Annotated in this window: 19 protein-coding genes; 14 read left to right on the top strand and 5 right to left on the bottom strand. The window is 63.5% G+C overall.

Translation table 11 applies throughout. The features are described from left to right. Positions 1-3: 3 nt before the first annotated feature. The 6 genes from odhB to rdgB all read left to right on the top strand — a co-directional run bounded on the left by odhB (position 4) and on the right by rdgB (position 5420). Positions 4-1158: a 2-oxoglutarate dehydrogenase complex dihydrolipoyllysine-residue succinyltransferase gene (gene odhB / locus LG374_RS10775; protein ID WP_225757699.1), complete on the top strand. Its 1155-nt coding sequence runs from the start codon at positions 4-6 to the stop codon at positions 1156-1158. 139 nt (positions 1159-1297) lie between these two features. Further along, complete coding sequence (locus LG374_RS10770; protein WP_225757698.1) at positions 1298-1591, top strand: YciI family protein; 294 nt, start codon at positions 1298-1300, stop codon at positions 1589-1591. Between the two features lie 92 nt (positions 1592-1683). Then, positions 1684-2520 carry a YwqG family protein gene (locus LG374_RS10765; RefSeq protein ID WP_225757697.1) on the top strand — a complete coding sequence of 279 codons (837 nt, stop codon included), beginning with the start codon at positions 1684-1686 and terminating at the stop codon, positions 2518-2520. Between the two features lie 78 nt (positions 2521-2598). Further along, positions 2599-4023 (top strand): dihydrolipoyl dehydrogenase, encoded by a 1425-nt coding sequence (gene lpdA, locus LG374_RS10760; protein WP_225757696.1) that lies wholly within the window; start codon positions 2599-2601, stop codon positions 4021-4023. A gap of 87 nt (positions 4024-4110) precedes the next feature. Beyond that, positions 4111-4827, top strand: coding sequence for a ribonuclease PH (rph, locus tag LG374_RS10755; protein WP_225757695.1), 717 nt, complete (start codon positions 4111-4113; stop codon positions 4825-4827). Next, positions 4824-5420, top strand: coding sequence for an RdgB/HAM1 family non-canonical purine NTP pyrophosphatase (gene rdgB, locus LG374_RS10750; protein WP_225757694.1), 597 nt, complete (start codon positions 4824-4826; stop codon positions 5418-5420). The genes rph and rdgB overlap by 4 nt, the downstream gene beginning before the upstream one ends. Positions 5421-5591: 171 nt before the next feature. On the opposite strand, the gene LG374_RS10745 is transcribed toward rdgB, so the two are convergent. Genes LG374_RS10745 through LG374_RS10730 form a run of 4 tightly spaced genes read right to left on the bottom strand, consistent with a single transcriptional unit; the run spans position 5592 to position 9699 of the window. Beyond that, positions 5592-6938 (bottom strand): UDP-glucose/GDP-mannose dehydrogenase family protein, encoded by a 1347-nt coding sequence (locus tag LG374_RS10745; RefSeq protein WP_225757693.1) that lies wholly within the window; start codon positions 6936-6938, stop codon positions 5592-5594. A 48-nt stretch (positions 6939-6986) separates the two neighbouring features. Continuing rightward, positions 6987-8318 (bottom strand): HAMP domain-containing sensor histidine kinase, encoded by a 1332-nt coding sequence (locus LG374_RS10740; protein WP_225757692.1) that lies wholly within the window; start codon positions 8316-8318, stop codon positions 6987-6989. Continuing rightward, positions 8315-9004 carry a response regulator transcription factor gene (locus LG374_RS10735; RefSeq protein ID WP_225757691.1) on the bottom strand — a complete coding sequence of 230 codons (690 nt, stop codon included), beginning with the start codon at positions 9002-9004 and terminating at the stop codon, positions 8315-8317. Before LG374_RS10735 ends, LG374_RS10740 begins: the two co-directional genes overlap by 4 nt. Next, a complete protein-coding gene (locus LG374_RS10730; protein ID WP_225757690.1) occupies positions 9004-9699 on the bottom strand; it encodes a PepSY domain-containing protein in 696 nt (231 codons plus the stop codon). The genes LG374_RS10735 and LG374_RS10730 overlap by 1 nt, the downstream gene beginning before the upstream one ends. Positions 9700-9820: 121 nt before the next feature. Here LG374_RS10730 and LG374_RS10725 point away from each other — a divergent pair, with 121 nt between their 5' ends. The 7 genes from LG374_RS10725 (at position 9821) to LG374_RS10695 (ending at position 18516) form a co-directional block, all read left to right on the top strand. Next, positions 9821-10981: a glycosyltransferase family protein gene (locus tag LG374_RS10725; protein ID WP_225757689.1), complete on the top strand. Its 1161-nt coding sequence runs from the start codon at positions 9821-9823 to the stop codon at positions 10979-10981. After that, a complete protein-coding gene (locus tag LG374_RS10720) occupies positions 10978-12162 on the top strand; it encodes a glycosyltransferase (RefSeq protein ID WP_225757688.1) in 1185 nt (394 codons plus the stop codon). The genes LG374_RS10725 and LG374_RS10720 overlap by 4 nt, the downstream gene beginning before the upstream one ends. Before the next feature lie 64 nt (positions 12163-12226). Next, complete coding sequence (locus LG374_RS10715; RefSeq protein ID WP_225757687.1) at positions 12227-13378, top strand: glycosyltransferase family 4 protein; 1152 nt, start codon at positions 12227-12229, stop codon at positions 13376-13378. Positions 13379-13626: 248 nt separating this feature from the next. Then, positions 13627-15441: an ABC transporter ATP-binding protein gene (locus tag LG374_RS10710; RefSeq protein WP_225757686.1), complete on the top strand. Its 1815-nt coding sequence runs from the start codon at positions 13627-13629 to the stop codon at positions 15439-15441. Positions 15442-15472: 31 nt separating this feature from the next. Further along, positions 15473-16609, top strand: a complete 1137-nt coding sequence (locus tag LG374_RS10705) for a phosphotransferase family protein (protein WP_225757685.1) — start codon at positions 15473-15475, stop codon at positions 16607-16609. Then, on the top strand, positions 16606-17553 hold the full coding sequence (locus tag LG374_RS10700; RefSeq protein ID WP_225757684.1) for an aminoglycoside phosphotransferase family protein: 948 nt from the start codon (positions 16606-16608) through the stop codon (positions 17551-17553). Before LG374_RS10705 ends, LG374_RS10700 begins: the two co-directional genes overlap by 4 nt. Positions 17554-17772: 219 nt before the next feature. Next, the gene (locus LG374_RS10695) at positions 17773-18516 is read left to right on the top strand and encodes a class I SAM-dependent methyltransferase (RefSeq protein ID WP_225757683.1); all 744 of its coding nucleotides are present in this window, start codon (positions 17773-17775) and stop codon (positions 18514-18516) included. Here the strand turns inward: LG374_RS10695 and LG374_RS10690 are convergent. Next, complete coding sequence (locus LG374_RS10690) at positions 18513-18953, bottom strand: EVE domain-containing protein (RefSeq protein WP_225757682.1); 441 nt, start codon at positions 18951-18953, stop codon at positions 18513-18515. The genes LG374_RS10695 and LG374_RS10690 overlap by 4 nt on opposite strands. A 316-nt stretch (positions 18954-19269) precedes the next feature. Between LG374_RS10690 and LG374_RS10685 the strand changes: the two genes are divergently transcribed. Beyond that, positions 19270-20496 carry an exonuclease SbcCD subunit D C-terminal domain-containing protein gene (locus LG374_RS10685; protein WP_225757681.1) on the top strand — a complete coding sequence of 409 codons (1227 nt, stop codon included), beginning with the start codon at positions 19270-19272 and terminating at the stop codon, positions 20494-20496. The last annotated feature ends 2 nt before the right edge of the window (positions 20497-20498 follow it).

Below are 20498 nucleotides of genomic sequence, written 5' to 3'. Positions count from 1 at the left end.
CCCATGACCACAGCCATAACCGTACCCGCCCTGCCCGAATCCGTCGCCGACGCCACCCTTATCAACTGGACCAAAAAACCCGGCGACCCCGTGCGCGCCGGCGAAAATCTCGTTGACCTCGAAACCGACAAAGTCGTCCTCGAACTGCCCGCACCGGTAAGCGGTATCCTCAAACAAATCCTCGCCCAGGACGGCACCACCGTTACCAGCGGCGACACCATCGCCTACATCGAAGAAGGCGAAATAGCCGATGCCCCCGCTGCAGCCGCTCCAGCAGCCGCTGCCAGCGCCCCGGCTGCTGCCAAAGCCGCCGCTCCCGCCGACGACAAAGCCCTGAGCCCCGCTGCGCGCAAAATCGCTGCTGAAAACAGCGTGGCCGCAGGCGATGTGGCAGGCAGCGGCAAAGGAGGCCGCATCACCAAAGCCGACATCCGCCAGCACCTCGCCGGCGGCAGTCGCCGTCACGAAGAACGCGTACCGATGACCCGCCTGCGCAAACGCATCGCCGAACGCCTGCTCGACGCCCAGCATAACGCCGCCATGCTCACCACCTTCAACGAAGTGAACATGGCCGCCGTCATGAAACTGCGCAAAAAACACCAGGACGCCTTCGTCGCCAAAAACGGCACCAAACTCGGCTTCATGTCCTTCTTCGTCAAAGCCGCCGTTGCCGCACTGAAAAAATACCCGGCGGTGAACGCCTCCATCGACGGCGACGACATCATCTACCACAACTACTGCGACATCGGCATCGCCGTCTCCTCACCGCGCGGCCTCGTCGTCCCCATCCTGAGAAACGCCGAACACATGGGCTTTGCCGACATCGAACAACAAATCATCGACTACGCGGGCAAAGCCAAAGACGGCAGCCTCACCATCGAAGAAATGACCGGCGGCACCTTCACCATCACCAACGGCGGCACCTTCGGCTCGATGATGTCCACCCCCATCATCAACCCGCCACAAAGCGGCATCCTCGGCATGCACAACATCGTCGAACGCCCCATCGCCGAAAACGGCCAGGTCGTCATCGCGCCGATGATGTACATCGCGCTGTCCTACGACCACCGCATCATCGATGGCCGCGAAGCCGTCGGCTTCCTTGTCGAAATCAAACAGCACATCGAAGACCCGACCCGCCTCGTGTTGGGACTATAAAACACAAGAAATTCCTTCCCCCGTAAACGGGGGACCGCAACCCGCAAAAACGCTTGCGTTTTTGTGGGTTGCGGTGAAAGGGGATGAAAAACAAAAAAACCGCCAAGCGGGATAAATACTGACCTCGCCAAAACCAACCATGTACATTCTCTCACTGCACTACATAAAGCCCCTAAGCGACATCGAACAACATTTGCCCGCCCACATTGCCTACCTTGACCGCTACTACGCGGCAGGCAAATTCCTTATGTCTGGTCGCAAAGAACCGCGCACCGGCGGCATTATCCTGCTGTGCGCCACCGATGACGCCGAAGTACAGGCCATCATCGCCGAAGACCCATTTCATCAGGCGGGCGTGGCCGAATACCACATCACCCGCTTCGTGCCGACCAAAACCGCCCCTGCTCTCGAAGCCTACCGCGAAATCCCCTGAAACCCGCCAAGCGGGATAAATACCGGCTTCCCGCAGGGTGGGCTTTAGCCCACCATTTATTAAGCGAAGCGCGTCCAAAAAGAGGAACCTCCATGACCACAACCCTCGAACAAACCCTCAGCGCCCACGGCCTGCACCACTACTGGCAAACCGTCAAACCGCTGGTGCGCAACGCCATCACCCTCACCACCCACAAGGCCGGGCACATCCCGCTTGGCGCCTCCCGCCTCGGTGGCGACCCCGACCTACCGCCGCACATCGACTGGCCCTACAACGGCAAAACCCCGCTCAGTTTCATCGCGCAAATCAACTTTGCCGACAGCAAACCCCATGACCATGACGACCGCCTGCCTGCCAGCGGCATCCTCTACCTCTTCTACGACTGCGAGGCCGAAAACTGGGGCTTCGATCCCAAAGACAAAAGCGGCTTCAAAGTCCTCTACTACGACGGCGATCCCGCCGCCCTGCAACCGCGCCCTGTTCCCAACAGCGATTACACCTTCCCCGCCGCCAGCCTCAACTTCGACAGCCGGACGGAAATACCCAACTGGTCAAGCTGGCTGGTGCGCGATTACAACTGGACAGACGAAGAAAGCGACGCCTGGTGGGAATACTGGGAAACCTGGAACGAAGACATCCGCCACAAACTGCTCGGCCATTCCGACAACATCCAGGGCGATATGGAACTCGAATGCCAACTGGTCAGCCACGGCGAATACTGCGGCGACAGCGACGCCTACGAAAGCGAACGCGGCAAAGCGCTGGCGCCCGGCGCTGCCGACTGGATATTGCTGCTGCAAATCGATTCCGACGAAGACAACTGCAACATGATGTGGGGCGACAGCGGCCGCCTCTACCTGTGGATACGCAAAAACGACCTCGCCGCCCGCACCTTCGACAAAAGCTGGCTGGTCTTGCAATGCTACTGATACCAACCACCCGCCAAGCGGGATAAAACCTGGACTTGCGGCAATCACCCCATCACTCAAAACCTAAGGACAACACCCATGAACCCAACCTACGACATCATCGTCATCGGCGGCGGCCCCGGTGGCTACGTTGCCGCCATCCGCGCCGCCCAGCTTGGCTACAAAACCGCCTGCGTCGAAGCCGCTGCGACCCTCGGCGGCACCTGCCTGAACGTCGGCTGCATCCCGTCCAAAGCCCTGCTTGAAAGCACCGCCTTCTACGAAAAAATCCAGTACGACAGCGCCGCACACGGCATCGGCACCGGCACTGCCACCCTCGATGTGGCCACGATGATTGCCCGCAAAGACGACATCGTCAAACAACTCACCGGCGGCATCGCCCAACTCTTCAAAGCAAACGGCATCGACTGGCTGCAAGGACGCGGACAACTCCTCGCCAACAAAACCGTCGCCATCACCGCCGCGGACGGCAGCGTCAGCCAAACCCAGGCGACAAAAGCCGTCATCCTCGCCGTCGGCTCCGTGCCGGTGGACATCCCCGTCGCCAAAATGGACGGCACCCACATCATCAGCTCCAACGAAGCCCTGTCGCTCACCGCCGTGCCCGAACATCTCGGCATCATTGGAGCAGGCGTCATCGGCCTCGAACTTGGCAGCGTCTGGCGTGCCGCCGGTGCCGAAGTCACCATCCTCGAAGCCGTGGACGACCTCCTGCCAATGGCCGACCGCCAACTCGCACGCGAAGCGCAAAAACACCTCAAAAAACAGGGCCTCGACATCCGCCTCGGCGCCAAAGTCAGCAAAGCCGAAGTGCAGGGCGGCCAAGTGACCGTCACCTACCAGGACAAAAACGGCGAACAACAACTCAGCGTGAACAAACTGCTCGTTGCCGTCGGCCGCAAACCCAATACCGTCGGCGTCATCGGTGCAGGCTGCAAAGTCACCCTGGATGCACGCGGCTACATCGAAGTGGATGAACACTGCGCCACCGCCGAACCCGGCGTGTACGCCATCGGCGACTGCGTGCGCGGCGCCATGCTCGCGCACAAAGCCAGCGAAGAAGGCGTGATGGTCGCCGAAATCATCGACGGCCAGGCGGGACATGTCAGATACGACCTCATCCCCGCCATCATCTACACCCACCCGGAAATGGCGTGGCTGGGACAAAATGAAGAACAACTCAAAGCGGCAGGTATCGACTACCAAAAAGGCGACTTCCCCTTCGCTGCGAACGGCCGCGCCAAAGCCCTCGGCGCAGCGGAAGGCTTCGTGAAAATCCTCTGCGACAGCAACACGGATGAAATCCTCGGCGCACACATCATCGGCCCGAACGCCTCCGAACTCATCCACGAACTCGCCGTGGCGATGGAATACTACGCAGCAAGCGAAGACATCGCCCGCACCATGCACGCCCACCCAACGCTGGCCGAAGCCATCCACGAAGCCGCCCTTGCCGTGGACGGCCGCGCGATACACAAGGCCAACCCGAAAAAACGCTCCTGAAAACCAGGCCCCCGCTCCGCCGGGGGCTTCTCACATCAGTAGCCGCACCGCATAATGCCCGCCTGCTAACAAAACCAAGGAATCATCATGCGCGCAAGCAACCGTCGCCCCGACCAACTCCGCCCCATCATCATCGAGCGCGGCGTAAACAAACACGCCGAAGGCTCGGCGCTCATCCGCTGCGGCGACACCCACGTCCTCTGCACCGCCAGCGTGGATGAAAAACTCCCGCCCTTCCTGCGCGGCAAAAACCAGGGCTGGGTCACCGCCGAATACGGCATGCTGCCGCGCGCCACCCATGAACGCACCGTACGCGAAGCCGCTCGCGGCAAACAGCAAGGACGCACCGTGGAAATCCAGCGCCTTATCGGCCGCTCACTGCGTGCCGCCGTGGATCTCACTGCTCTCGGCGAACGCGCCATCACCATCGACTGCGACGTGCTGCAAGCCGACGGCGGCACCCGCACCGCCGCCATCAGCGGCGGCTTCGTGGCACTTGCTGACGCCATCCGCACCCTCATCCAGCGCGGCAAACTCAAACAAAACCCGTTGCACGGCCAGATTGCCGCCGTTTCGGTCGGTATCTATCGCGGCACGCCGCTGCTCGACCTCGAATACAGTGAGGACAGCGAAGCCGAGACGGACATGAACATCGTCATGAACGACGGCGGTGGCTTCATCGAAGTGCAGGGCACCGCCGAAGGCCATGCCTTCCGCCCCGAAGAAATGCAGGCGATGATGCAGCTCGCCCAGCAAGGCATCCGCGAGATTATGGACATACAAAAACAGGCGCTGGGACTATGAAGAACCGCATCGTGCTGGCCAGCAACAACGGCAAAAAAATCCGCGAACTCGGTGCCATCCTCGCCGCCAGCGACATTCATATCCAGCCGCAAAGCGATTTTGGTATCGGAGAGGTCGCGGAAACCGGCACGACCTTTATCGAAAACGCGCTCATCAAGGCACGCCATGCCGCCGCCATCAGCGGCCTGCCCGCCATTGCCGACGACTCCGGCCTGTGCGTGCCGGCACTCGGCGGCGCGCCCGGCATCTACTCGGCGCGCTACAGCGACGAAGGCGACGCCGGCAACAACCGCAAACTGCTCGCCGCCCTTGCCAATCACAGCGACCGCCGTGCTTACTACGTCTGCCTCATCGTTTACCTGCGCCACGCCGACGACCCTCTGCCGCTCATCGCAGAAGGGCTGTGGCACGGACACATCACCGACACCCCGCGCGGCGACGGCGGCTTCGGCTATGACCCGCTCTTCATCCCGGACGGCTACACGCAAACCGCCGCCGAACTGACAACGGACGAAAAAAACCGCCTCAGCCACCGTGCGCAGGCGCTTGCCGCCTTTGCTGCCGCTTATCGGCGTATCGCTGAAGAAAAATAACGACACAGGGCAGCTTTCAAGCCGCCCTGCCCTTTCCTGAAAACCCCATATTTACGCCGCTTGGCGAGGCCAGTGTTTATCCCGCTTGGTGGGTTTCAGGCAAAAAAATCCCCTTCGCGAGGAAGGGGCAGCTGCCTGCAGGGCAGAGGTGACAGGAAAGGGTTACAAGGTTCAGGCGATGGCGTGGCCGCGTCCTACGCCGATGTAGCGGAAGCCGTGGCGGTGCATGTCGTCCGGATGGAACTGGTTGCGGCCGTCGATGAAGAGCGCGCGGTGCATACGGGCGCGCAGGGTGTTGAAGTCCGGTTCGCGGAAGTGTTCCCATTCGGTGACGAGGATGAGGGCGTCGGCGCCATCCACGGCGCTGTATTGGTCGTCAAGTAGCAACAGGTCGCCGTTTTCCTGGGCGGCATGTGGCAGGGCGCGGCTGGCGGTGTGCAGGGCGACGGGGTCGTAGGCGCGCACTTTGGCCCCGGCATCAAGCAGGGCGTGGATGAGGGCGAGGCTGGGTGCTTCGCGCATGTCGTCGGTGCCGGGTTTGAAGGCCAGCCCCCACACGGCGATGGTTTTGCCGCTGAGGTCGTCGCCCAGTTCGGCGCAGAGTTTTTGGTAGAGGCGGTTTTTTTGTTGGTGGTTGCGGGTTTCGACGGCGTGCAGGACGTGCGGGTCGTAACCTGCGTTTTCGGCCATGTTGACCAGCGCGCGCACGTCTTTGGGGAAGCAGGAGCCGCCGTAGCCCGCGCCCGGCGCGATGAAGCGGTGGCCGATGCGGCTGTCGCTGCCGATGCCGAGGCGGACGTTTTCGACGTCCACGCCAAGTTTTTCGCAGAGTCCGGCGATTTCGTTCATGAAGGAGATGCGGGTGGCGAGCATGGCGTTGGCTGCGTATTTGGTCATTTCGGCGTCGCGCACGGCCATGTGGATGAGGCGGGCGCCGCGTTCGGTCAGCGGGGCGTAGAGGGTTTGTAGCTGGTTGAGGGCTTCTTCGCTGTCTGCGCCGATGATGATGCGGTCAGGCTGCATGAAGTCGCCGATGGCTACGCCTTCTTTGAGGAATTCGGGGTTGGAGGCGACGTGGTAGGGGATGTCCGCGCCGCGCGCCGTGAGGCTTTCGCTGACGGCCGCGCGCACTTTTTCGGCGGTGCCGACGGGAACGGTGGATTTGTTGATGATGACGGCGGGGCGGGCGAGGTGCTGGCCGATTTCTCTGGCGGCAGCGAGGACGTATTGCAGGTCGGCCGAGCCGTCTTCGTCCGGCGGGGTGCCGACGGCGATGCAGTAGGCGTCAGCATCCGGGGCGGCGTCAGCGAGGTTGGTGGTGAAGTGCAGGCGTCCGGCGGCGGTGTTTCTGGCGACGATTTCATCCAGGCCAGGTTCGTAGATGGGCAGTTGGCCTTGTTTGAGGCCGTTGATTTTCTTCGGACAGATGTCCACGCAGGTGACGTGGTGGCCGATTTCGGCGAAGCAGCCGCCAGCGACGAGGCCAACGTATCCGGTTCCGATGATGACTATGTTCATGTGGGTTCCTTTTTGTTGTGTGAGGGATTCTGGTGGGGTGCGCGTCCGTCAGCAGGGCAGGTGCAGGGTGATTTGCAGGCCGCCGAGCGGGCTGCGCGCGAGTTCCAGGCTGCCGCCGTAGGTGTCGGTGATGTCAGCGGCGATAGCAAGGCCGAGGCCGCTGCCCGCTGTGCCTTCGTCGAAGCGGGAGCCACGCCGTGTGGCGCGGGCCATGTCTTCGTCACTGAGGCCGCAGCCGTCGTCTTCGACGCGGATTTCGACGCTGCCGCGTCCTTTTTCTGCGCCGTGGTGTTGGATATGGATGTTGATGCGGTTTTTTGCCCATTTGCCGGCGTTGTCGAGGATGTTGCCGAGGACTTCTTCGATGTCGGTTTGTTCGGCGCGGATGTGGGTGTCGCCGCGCACGTCCATGTGCCAGGTAAGGTTGCGCGCGCCGTGCAGTTGGCGCATGAGGGTGAGGAGGTTTTTGACGCAGGCGGCGGTGTCGATGCGGCGCACGTCGCCCGCGCCGCTGCCTGCGCGCGCCAGGTGGCGTTCGATGAGGCGCAGCATGGTGTCGGTCTGGTTGCGGATTTTCTCGCCATCAACTTGGCCGTTGCCGCTTTCGGCGGTGAGCAGCGCCAGCGGTTTTTTCAGGGCGTGGCTGAGGTCGGCGGCGTGTCCGCGCGCGCGTTCGACGATGCGGGCGTTGCGTTCTAATACTTCGTCCATTTCGGCGGCAAGCGGGTCAAGGTCGGGGCTGTAGCCGCTGCCGACGCGGCTGGCGTCGCCGTTTTGGACGTCGCGCAGGGCGCGATACAAGCGGCGCAGCGGGCGCAGGCCGAGGCGCACTTGCAGCCACAGGGAGACGAGCAGGGTCAGCGCGAGGATGCCGAGGCTGATGAGGAGGACGCGGTCGATGCGTTTGAGTTCGTCCAGGGTGGCGTCTGCCGGGCCAAAGAGGTAGAGCGTTGGGGTTTGTCCGCCTATGTCCAGGGGGCGGCGAATGCCGAGCAGGGCTTCACCGGTGGGGCCGGTAAGACGGTAGAGTTCGGGGTCGTCGCTGCAAGCCTTTGCCTGGGCAAGCGGCAGGCTGCTGTCCCACAGGGAGCGCGAGTGTTTGTTGTTTTTGCCGGCTTCGAGTTGCCAGTACCAGCCGGAGAAGATGGTGCGGAATTCGTCCGGCACGAGGTCGGCGTCCTGGAAGATGTGGCCGCTGTCGCCAAGGCGCATGCTGGCGCTGATGCGGTCGGCGCGTTCGTTGAGCGAGGCAGCGAGGCTGCGCAGGATGGTGTCATGCAGGCGGTCACGCAGGACGAAGCCGCTCACGCCAAGGACAAGCACGGTGGTGATAACGCCCAGCCAGAGCAGGCGCTGGGCGAGGCCAAAGCGGGGGTTCATGGTTCTTCGCCTTCGCCGGGGTTGTCGGCCGGATCGGCAAGCAGGAAGCCGCGTCCGCGCACGGTTTGCAGGAGCGGCGCGCCCAGTTTGCGGCGGATGCGGCCAATGAGGACGTCCAGCGCGTTGGAATCGGGGTCGCTGTCGCGGGCATAGACGTGTTCGAGAATTTCGCTGCGGCTGATGACGACGCCGGGCCGGTGCATGAGGTAGGCGAGGATGCGTTCTTCCTGGGCGGTGAGCGCGAGGCGGCGGCCTTCGTAGAGAAAGCGTCCCTGCAAGGTATCGTAGGCCAGCGCACCGACTTGCAGCACGGGGTCGGCGTGACCGTGGGCGCGGCGCAGCAGGGCGCGCAGGCGCAGTACGACTTCTTCAAAGAGGAAGGGTTTGGTGAGGAAGTCGTCTGCGCCGGCGCTGAATCCGGCGAGTTTGTCGCTCCAGCGGCTGCGTCCGGTAAGGATAAGCACGGGGAAACGGCGCCCTTCTTCGCGCCAGTGGGTGAGCAGCGACACGCCGTCCATGCCGGGCAGACCGAGGTCAAGCACGGCGGCATCGTAGTCTTCGGTACAGCCGAGGAAGGCGGCATCGTTGCCCTCGTGCGCGAGTTCGACAATCATGCCGGACTCGCGCAGGTGCGAAGCAAGGCTCTGCGCCAGTTCGCGATCGTCTTCGACTATCAGCACCCGCATCAGCGCACCTCGATTTCGTCTTCGCTGAGGATGTGGCCGTTGAACGGGTCAAGCGACACTTCAACCAGCATACCGCTGTCGAGTTGCAAATCCACTTCGTAGAACGGACGGGCGTCACGGTCGTATTTCAATTCCACTTCCTGCACGTTGCCGTGATAACGCTTGAGCAGCGTTTCCAGCAAATCGGCCAGCGGTATCATGTCGTCGCGCAGGAAACCGGTTTCGGCGACAGGCGCCCCCGTTACCGCATCGACGAATACATCGCCGCTCTGGCCGTCCTTGTCCATCACCCGCACCTGATAAAAAAAGCGGTTCTGATGATGGCGCAAATCCACGTCGATGACCCGCCCCGGATGGTCAAGCAACACCTGGCGCAGCAGCACCGGCATCGACAAAAACTGTGGCGGTGCCGTAGGCGAAACTTCCTTGCCCGTGACCGCGTCAATATGAATCTCGCGGCGCGAACCGTCAGCGGCGAGCAGCTTCACTTCATACACATTGCGCCCGGCCTGATCGCGGTCGAGCTCAACATCGAGCACCCGCCCGGCATAACGCGTTTGCACGGCGGCAAGAATCTCGGCCAGCGGCTTGAAACGCCCTGCCATCACCGCCTGGCGCGCCGTATCATGATCGGCGGCAAAAGCAGCGCAAATGGCGAGGCCGAAACCGGCGGCGGGAAACAACAAAAACTTCATATTCATACCTCCTAATCGTAGCGAAACCCGATTAAACCGAAGATGAACCGCACCGTCAAAAACCATTCACCGAACATCTGCCATAATCCGCGCTGCGAAAAAACACGCCTGCCAAAACACAATGAACCAAGCCCCCCGCATCGCCCTCTACTCACACGACACCATGGGCCTCGGCCACATCCGCCGCACCAGCCTGCTTGCCCGCGCCCTCAGTCAGCCGCCGCTTGCGGCGACCGTCCTGCTCATCTCCGGCATCCGTGAAAGCGGTGCCTACCCGCTGCCGCCCGGCATCGACAGTCTGACCCTGCCCGCTTACCACAAACAGACAGACGGCCACTACCGCGCCCGCCACCTCAACATCCCCATCGCCGACCTTACCGCCCTGCGCAGCCACACCATTGCCGCCGCGCTGGACGCCTTCGCGCCCGACCTGCTGATCGTCGATAACGTCGCACGCGGCGCGCAGAACGAACTCGACGCAGCGCTTGCCGCCCAACGCGCGCGCGGCTGCCGCATCGCCCTCGGCTTGCGCGACATCATCGACGAGCCCGCAACCGTCGCCCGCCAGTGGGACAAACTCGCGACCCTCGACACCATCCGCCGCTACTACGATGCCGTCTGGATCTACGGCGACCCGCGCTACTACAACACCGCTGCCGCCTATCACCTCGACACCCTCGACAACACCGCCATCACCTACCTCGGCTACCCCGACCCGCTCACGCGCCAGGAAACCAGCCCATCCGGCGAACAGAACGAGCCCCCCTATGCCCTCTGCCTGCTCGGCGGCGGCCAAGACGGCTACACCCTCGCCGAAACCTTCGCCCGCACCCGCCTGCCAGACGGCTGGCGCGGCATCATCCTTACCGGTGCCATGATGCCGGCGGCAGAACGCGCCCACCTCGCCGAACTGCTTGCACAAAACCCCGCTTGCGAAACCCGCGACTTCACCCCCGAACCGCTCGCCCTCATGCAGGGGGCGGCCGCCATCATCAGCATGGCGGGCTACAACACCACCCTTGAAACCCTCGCCCTGCACAAACGCACCCTGCTCGTGCCGCGCATCCGCCCGCGCCAGGAACAATGGCTACGCGCCAGCCGCCTCGCCGAGATGGGACTCGCTGCCTGCCTGCATCCGGACGAACTCAACCCCGACACCCTTGCCGCCTGGCTTGCCGCCGACCATCCGCCGCTACCCGACGCGCGCGACCACCTCGACTACCACGGCCTCGCCAACCTCGTGCAAGCCGCCATCACCCTCACCCATAAGGAAACCCCATGACCATCGGCTACGTCCTCAAACGCTACCCGCGCTTCTCTGAAACCTTCATCGTCAACGAAATCCTCGCTCACGAAAAAGCCGGCGCGAAAATCCGCATCTACGCCTTGGGCCCCGTCCAGGAAACCCACTTCCAGGAAGCCATCGCCCGCGTGCGCGCGCCCGTGCACCGCATCCGCCACCAATACCATGACACCCTGCTCTACTGGCAACACCTGCGCAAAGCCCACGCCCAACTGCCCAACTTCGACACCGAACTCGCCCTCAGCGAAGAGCACGACGCCGCCACCATCGGCCAGGCTATCACCCTCGCCCTCACCGCGCGCGAACACGGCATCACCCACCTGCACGCCCACTTCGGCACCCAGGCGGCGACCATTGCCCGCCTTGCCGGCCACTTCGCCGCCATCCCGTACAGCTTCACCGCTCACGCCAAAGACATCTACCACCACTACGCCGAACCCGTAAACCTCGCCACCAAAATCCAGGACGCCGCCTTCACCATCACCGTGAGCGACTACAACCTCGCCCACCTGCGCACCGAATACCACAGCAGCGCCCCCATCTACCGCATCTACAACGGCCTCGACCTCGACCAATTCCCCTACCAGATCCCGCGCGACCGCCCGCCGCACATCCTCGCTGTCGGCCGCCTCGTCGAAAAAAAAGGCTTCAACCACCTCATCGACGCCATCGCCCGCCTGCGCCGTGACGGCATCGCCTGCGAATGCACCATCATCGGCGAGGGCGGCAAACGCAGTGAACTCGCCGCCCAAATCACCGCCCTCGGCCTTGACGACCAAGTCCACCTCATCGGCAACCGCACCCAGGCCGAAGTCAAAGCCTACCTGCACCAAGCCGCCATGCTCGTCGCCCCCTGCATCATCAGCGCCGACGGCGACCGCGACGGCCTGCCGACCATCCTTGTCGAAGCCATGGCGCTCGGCACCCCGTGCATCTCGACCAACATCGTCGGCATCCCCGAACTCATCCACGACGGCGAAACCGGCCTGCTTGTGCCGCCGCACGACCCGGACGCCCTCGCCGCAGCCATCACCCGCCTGCTCGAAAAACCCGCTTACGGCGAACACCTCGCCGCCAACGCCCGCGCCCACATCGAACAACACTACGACATCCACCAAAACACCGCCGAACTGCGCGAACACATCACGCGCGGCGGCTGACAAAACCCGCCAGGCGGGACAAATACTGGGCTCACACCAAACAAACCCGAATCCATAACAAACCATGACAAACAAACACATCGCCTACATCTGCGCCGACAGCGGCATCCCCGTCTATGGCAACAAAGGCGCCTCCATCCACGTTCAGGCCATCACCCGCGCCTACCTGCGCGCCGGACACCGCGTCACCCTCTTCGCCAGCCGCTACGACGGCCCGACCCCGCCCGGCCTCGAACACATCCGCACCGTACCCCTGCCCGCCCCGCCCAAAGGCAGCACCCTCGAACGCGCCGAAGCCGCCCTTGCCGCCCGTGCCGAAACACAGCGCCTGCTCGCCGCGCACGGCCCCTACGACCTCATCTACGAACGCTACTCCCTATGGAGCGACGCGGGCATGGCCTACGCCGCCGCCACCCATACCCCCGGCATCCTCGAAGCCAACGCCCCGCTCATCGAAGAACAACGCACCCACCGCGAACTCGTCCTGCCCGAACAAGCCGCCGCCATCGCCGCCAACAACTTCGCCCTCGCCAAAAGCATCATCGCCGTCTCGCCCGGCGTCGCCGCCTACCTCGCGCAGTGGCCGCACCAACACATCGCCACCATCGCCAACGGCGTCGACCCCGCCCCCTTCGCCGCAGCGCGCGAAAGCGCCACGCGACACGACGACCACATCCACATCGGCTTCCTTGGCACCCTCAAACCCTGGCACGGCCTGCCGCTACTCGTGGACAGCTTCGCCCGCGTCCACGCCGCAGAACCGCGCGCTCGCCTGCACATCATCGGCGACGGGCCGGGCCGGGCCGACCTCGAACAAGACCTTGCCGCGCGCGGCCTTAGCGCCTGCGCCACCCTGCACGGCGCCATTGCCGCCAGCGACGTACCGGCGCACCTAGCCGCGCTCGACATCGCGACCGCCCCCTACCCCCAACAAGAGAACTTCTACTTCTCGCCGCTGAAAATCTACGAATACCTCGCCGCCGGCCTGCCCGTGGTCACCACCCGTGTCGGCCACCTGCACGAAGTCGTCCACCACGGCGAAGACGGTCTGCTCGTACCGCCGGACGACCCCGCCGCCTTCGCGCAAGCCCTCCTCGAACTCGCCCGCGACCCCGCCCGCCGCAGCCGCATGGGACAAAACGGCCAGACACGCGTCGCCCGCGAACACAGCTGGGACGCCGTCGCCCAACAAATCCTCGCCCTCGCCGACGCCTGAGCGGAACCCCCTTTCCCGCAAGCGCTCGCAAAGTAACGGAAGAGAAAAATATAGTTGAATAGATAAAAAAGCGTAACAAGGCGCGTCGCCGCAGACAGTACAGGTAGTACGGCAAGGCGACGCAACGCCGTTACGATTTTTTAGATGTTTAACTATAACAACCGCCAAGCGGGACAACCATGAATTCTCCCGCTTGCAGCACAAAAAACCACCACCCTACAAACCAAAACAAAACCCGAACCCACACTATGACCGAAGAAGACCGCCCCATCACCCGCATCGCCCACCGCTTTGCCCCCTACCTGCACGGCCAGGCGCCGCTCCTCATCGGCGCCCTCGCCGCCCTGCTCATCACCACCCTGATGCGCCTGCTCGAACCCTGGCCGCTTGCCTACCTCGTCGACCACATCCTCAAACAACACCAGCACGGCAGCCTCACCCCGCACACCGCCATCCTCCTCGCCGCCGCAGCCGTCATCCTCATCGCCGCCCTGCGCGCGCTGGCGGGCTACCTCTCCACCATCGGCTTCGCCCGCATCGGCACCCAAGTCCTCAGCCGCGTCCGCCGCGACCTCTACGACCAACTCCTGCAACTCCCGCTCGCCTACCACCAAAAAATGCGCCCCGGCGACCTCACCCTGCGCCTCGTCAACGACATCAACCAGCTCAAAGAAATCACCGTCAGCGCCCTCCTGCCCATGCTGGCCAACATCTTCATCCTGCTGGGCATGCTCGGCGTCATGATCGTCATCAACTGGCAACTCGCCCTCATCGCCCTCCTGCCGCTGCCCGTCATGTGGTACAGCGCGCGGCGCAGCAGCCGTCTCATCCACGAAGCCAGCCGCCGCACCCGCAAACGCGAAGGCAGCCTGGCCGCGACCGCCGCCGAAAGCATGAACGCCATCCGCACCGTCCAGTCCCTCACCCTCGAAGAGAATTTCCGCCGCCAATTCAGCGGCAGCGACGGCAGCGCCATGCACGCCGACCTCAGCACCAAACGCCTCTCCGCCGGCCTCGAACGCACCACCGACCTCCTCGTCGCCTGCGCCACCGCCCTCGTCCTCTGGCAGGGCGCGCGCCAAGTCATCGCTGGCGCCATCAGCACCGGCGACCTCCTCGTCTTCATCAGCTACCTCAAAAACAGCATGCGCCCCGTGCGCGAATACGCCAAATACGCGGGCCGCCTCTCCAAAGCCCTCGCCTCGGCCGAACGCATCGCCGACATCCTCGACGAAACCCCCGCCATCGCCGACACCCCCTACAGCGAACCCCTGCCCAAACCGCAAGGCCGCATCCACTACCGCAACATCCACTTCGCCTACACCCTGGACGGCCCGAAAATCCTCGACGGCCTCGACCTCGAACTCGCCCCCGGCGAACACACCGCCATCGTCGGCCCCTCCGGCATCGGCAAAAGCACCCTCGCCGCACTACTCCTGCGCCTCTACGACCCCCATCTTGGCCGCATCGAAATCGACGGACGCGACATCCGCAACTACCGCCTCGCCGACCTGCGCAGCCACATCGCCCTGCTGCCGCAAGACGCCCTGCTCTTCGCCACCAGCATCCGCGACAACATCGCCTGCGCGGCAGGGCGAGACGTGACGGACGCCGAAATCACCGCTGCCGCCAAACTCGCGAATGCGCACGACTTCATCCAAAAACAGCCGGAAGGCTACGACACCCAAATCGGCGAACGCGGCTCAACCCTCTCCGGTGGCCAGCGACAACGCATCGCCGTCGCCCGCGCCGCCCTGCGCCAAAGCCCCATCATCGTCCTGGACGAACCCACCACCGGTCTCGACCGCCACAGCGAAACCATCGTCCGCCACGCCATCGAGCGCCTCATCAAAGGCCGCACCGCGCTGATGATCACCCACGACCTCGACCTCGCCGCCAGTGCCGACCGCATCATCTACATCGAACAAGGCAAAATCGGCGAAAGCGGCAGCCACGAAGAACTCCTTGCCAAAAACGGCCTCTACGCCTCCCTGTGGCGCATGCACCGTGCCGCTGTCGAACGCACCGGCGACGACACCTCGCCGACGGACGAAGAACCATAAAGCAGCCCCCGTTACCGCGACCCGACACACCATGCACCCCCTCGAACACCGCCTCATCGCCCAAGACCCCGAGCTGCCCGGCCTGGTCCTCCTGCATGACGACGACGCACTGAGCGCTGTACTGCGCGCCCACGATCCCACCATACACCGCGCCCGCGTCCACTACCTGCGCTACAAACCGCACACCCACTGCCTCGCCGCCCTGCACCTCGAACACCACGACGGCAAACAAAGCCACGCCTACGCCAAAGCCCTGCCGCGCGCCAGCCACGACTGGGACTGGCAACAGCGCCGCCTGCACAAACGCCACGGCGGCATCCGCCTCGCCCTTGCCGCGCACCACCTCCTCATCGCCAGCCCCGAACACGACCGCCGCCTCAACCCCGACCTGCCGCCGGAAGCGACCATCCTGCGCTACAAACCCGAACGCCGCCTCGTCGCCCGCCTGGGCGCGCACCTCCTGCGCTACCACACCGCCGCCGACTACCCCGCTATCCTGCGTGCAGCCAGCACCGGCGCCGCCCTCGGCGGCGCGCCCATCCACAGCACCGACGCCAGCCACGCCAACATCACCACCGCCTGGCTGGAAGGCGACACCCTGCACCATGCCGATGCCGCGACTGCCGCCCACATCGGCGCCTGCATCGCCCGTATCCAGCAAAGCCCGGCCGACCACCTGCCGCACACCACCCCCGCCGGCGAACAGCACAGCCTCGCGCAAACCCTCGCCACCATCGACCATATCTACCCCGAGCTGACCCCGGCGGTGGCCGCACTCATCCAGCAAACCGGACGTGCCCTTGCCCACGACAACCCCGCGCCCTGCCTCAGCCACGGCGACCTATCGCTGGACCAAATCATCCACAGCCCGGACGGCACCTACCACCTCATCGACTGGGACAACGCCTGCCGCGCCACGCCGGACGCCGACCTCGCCACCCTCATCGGCAAAACCCTCGCCCACACCCCAACGGCTGACGCCCACACCCTGCGCGACGCCCTCCTCGACGGCTACGCCCGCCCTATCAACCGCCACAGCCTGCACTGGCGCACCATCGCCGCCCTCATCCGCCTCATCCCCGAACCCTACCGCCGCCGCGACCCCGCCTGGCCGGACACCATGCGCGCGCGCCTCGAACAAACCGCCCAAATCGCCGCCCAACCATGACCCACGACGAACTTCACCCCGCCAACCACCTCGCGACCATCGCGCCCCGCATCCTCGCCGCCCTCAACACCCCCGCAGGCCACATCAGCGCCCTGCGCATCCTGCGCCACAAACCCGGCCGCCGCGCCCTCATCGCCTACACCCTGGAAACCCCGCAAGCACCGCCACAAACCATCCTCGGCAAACTGCGCGTCAAAAGCGTGGACAAACACGGCTACACCATCCAGCGCGCCCTGTGGCAACAAGGCTTCACCCTGCCCAACCTCAGCGTTCCCGAACCGCTGGCCATCCTGCCCGCCGAACGCCTGTGGCTACAACGCCAAGTACCGGGCCGCCCCGCCACCGAACTGCTCAGCCCGCATAGCCCGCCCACCCTGTGGGCAGATATCGGCCGCGCCATCGCCGCCCTGCACCACAGCCACATCCCGACCACACGCCGCTGGAACATCGAAGACGAACTCACCCTGCTGCACGACCGCCTGCACAAAGCCGCCGCCATCCATCCCGAACTTGCCGCGCGCATCCATGCCCTCATCGCCCCGACCACTGCCCTGGCCGAAACCCTGCACCACCGCCCGGTTTGCGGCATCCACCGCGACTGCTACCCCGACCAAAACCTCGTGGACGGCGCACACCTCTACTGGCTCGACCTCGACCTCTACAGCGAAGGCGACCCGGCGCTGGACGTAGGCAACTACCTCGCCCACATCCAGGAACACGCCCTGCGCCACCACGGCGACCTCGCCGCCTGCGCCACACAAGAGCGCGCCCTGCACGACGCCTACCTGAGCGCAAACCCGACAGCTGCGGCCCCCGCCGCCATCGCCGCCTGGACGACCCTGTCCCTCGCCCGCCACATCTACCTCAGCACCCAATTCCCTGACCGCCACCACACCACCGCCCCCCTCCTCGCCGCCTGTGAAAGCCGATTACAAGCCCAATAACCCATGTGATGAACATCCGGGAACCCAGGTTTCATCCCGTTTGGTGGCTGCCCGTGCGCCCAGTGTTTATCCCGCTTGGCGGGCCCAGTATTTACGCCGCTTGACGGGCCCAGTATTTATCCCGCTTGGCGAGATGACGGGAATACAATACCTTGATTAAGCCAATCACCCTGACTGTTAAACACACCGCATTTCCCCAAACAAAAAAGAGACAACCCCATGCCATCCCCTAAATTACGCGCCAAACTGCAACCCGCCTATCAGGATTTGCCGCTGCAAAACGGAATCCTGCGTTGCCTGCAACCTGCTGAAATCAGCGGCGAAAATGCCAAATACATGAAAATGTACGACTGGATGGGCCGCTGGTACGACTTCGGCGAACAATGGATAGGGCGGATTAAATACGGCAACAGCGTCATCACCACGCGCCGTGCCCTGATGCGCGAACTGGAATGGCAGCAGGACGCCGCTGCCCTTTACGTTTCCATCGGCACCGGTATCGACCTGAATTACCTGCCTGCGGATATCGACGTTGCCACCCTGGACATTACCGGCCTTGACCTGTCGCTCGGCATGCTGCGCCGTTGTCAGCGGGTCTGGCAGAAAAAAGCCCCAAGACTGGATTTAGTGCATGCCAATGCTGAAACCCTTCCCTTCCTGGATAACGGTTTCGACATCGTCTTTCACGTTGGCGGCATCAACTTTTTCAACGACAAAGCGCGCGCCATCCGGGAAATGCTGCGCGTCGCCAAGCCCGGCAGCAAAATCATGATTGCTGACGAAACCAGCGATTTCATCGACCAGCAATATAAAAAAAGCGGCTTCACCCGCCGCTACTTTGCTGATACCCACTTTGATCTAGGCGAAATAGAAAACAGCATCCCAGCTGATGTGGTCGAGCGACGCACCCAGCTGCTGTGGGATAACCGCTTCTACTGCATCACTTTCCGCAAACCCTGCTAAAACAGACTTTCCTGTCGCGGCCCGTTTTCAGACGGCGCGAGCATATAGCCCTGCACAAAGGAGAAAAAATCTTCGCTGATTTCAAAATGTCCGTAGCGCAGCTGGCTGGCGTACATTTTCCATTCGGGATGCGTGCGGGCAATGTCCAGCGGGCAATCACGCTGGATGGGGCTGTAAACCACATTACGGCGGAAGGGGATAAAGTCTTCACTCATGCGGAACGGGTAAGCGGTATCGTCCGCGATTTGCCCGCAAGCGGTGAAGGCTTGCCATTTTTCATGACCATGCAGACTGATCTTGGGGCTGTAATAGAGCAGCCAGTCGCCGCGCTTCATGCGGTTGAGAGGTGCGGCTTTGCCGTGGCACACCTGGCAAAATCCGCCTGCCACGCCGCGCAGGACGTGTTCTTGAGAAACCGTGCCGATCCAGTATTTCATAAGAAGATTTCCTTGCGCGCCCTTTTGCCGTCCACGGGGACGCTGGTGATAATTTCAGTGCGGTGATCTTTATTCATAAATGCTCGTAAAGCGGGTGAATCGTGAAAAAACCTGTTTATCCAGAGCTGCATGCAGCTGGCGCCAAAAGCCTGCTTTTGCAAAAGCCTCCATTCAAAGTTAACAGACCCTAGCCTTTCTTCCATAACATTATGATGAAAACAGGTATTTTCCAGTAGATAAACCCTGAAACAACGCCGTATCAGACCCATTGGGGGCGACTGTAAAATAGCCATCCCCACCCATCCCCCCATCCCCCTTGAAACTCATCCACACCGCCGACTGGCACCTCGGCCGCGCCCTCTACGGCCGCAAACGCTACGACGAACAGAGCGCCTTCCTCGACTGGCTACTCGCCACCCTCCGCGCAGAACACGCCGACGCCCTCATCATCGCTGGCGACATCTTCGACAGCAGCAACCCGCCGAACCGCGCCCAAGCGCTCTACTACGACTTCCTCTGCCGCGCCGCCGCCACAACCTGCCGCCACATCATCATCACCGCCGGCAACCACGACTCCCCCACCTTCCTCGACGCCCCGCGCGAACTCCTGCGCGCCCTCAACATCCATATCATCGGCAGCGCAGGCAGCCCGGCGGACGAAACCCTGCTGCTGCGTGCCCCTGACGGCAGCGTTGAAGCCATCTGCTGCGCCGTGCCCTACCTGCGCGAACGCGACATCCGCAGCGTTGACGCTGGCGAAAGCAGCGACGACAAAGCGCGCAAACTGCTCGAAGGCATCCGCGCCCACTACGCGGCGACCATAGCCCACGCCGAAACCCTGCGCGCCACCCACGGCGCGGACATCCCGCTTATCGCAACCGGCCACCTCTTTGCCGCTGGCGGCAGCACCACCGACGGCGACGGCACGCGCGACCTCTACATCGGCAGCCTCGCCCACATCCCCGCCGATGCCTTCCCCGCCGCTATCGACTACCTCGCCCTCGGCCACCTGCACCGCCCGCAAACCGTCGGTGGCGACCCGAGCCGCCGTTACAGCGGCGCACCGCTAGCCTTCGGCTTCGGCGAAGCCGGACAAGAAAAAAGCCTCACCCTCGTCACCTTTGCCGGCCGTCGCCCGCACATCGACACCCTCGCCATCCCCTGCTGGCAAACCCTAGCCCGCATCCACGGCGACTGGCCGACCATCGAAAACCGCCTGCACGACCTTGCCGCCAGCACCACCCCCGTCTGGCTGGAAATCGAATACGACGGCACCGAACACATCGCCGACCTGCGCGAACGCCTGCAACAACAAACCGAGGGCACCCTGCTCGACATCCTGCGCATCAAAAACAACCGCATCACCGCACGCGTCCTTGCCCAGGACCACGCCGCCGAACGCCTCGACGACCTCGACCCCAACGACGTCTTCAGCCGCTGCCTCGACGCCCACAACATCCCCGCAGAACAGCGCCCCGACCTGCACGCCGCCTACCGGCAAATCCTTACCGACATCCAGGAAGCCGACAACAACGCCGAATAACC

It is taken from the genome of Cardiobacterium sp. Marseille-Q4385, from assembly GCF_916618745.1.
In the GTDB taxonomy this organism is placed as follows: Bacteria; Pseudomonadota; Gammaproteobacteria; order Cardiobacteriales; family Cardiobacteriaceae; genus Cardiobacterium.
This window is presented reverse-complemented; position numbering and strand designations above follow the sequence as displayed.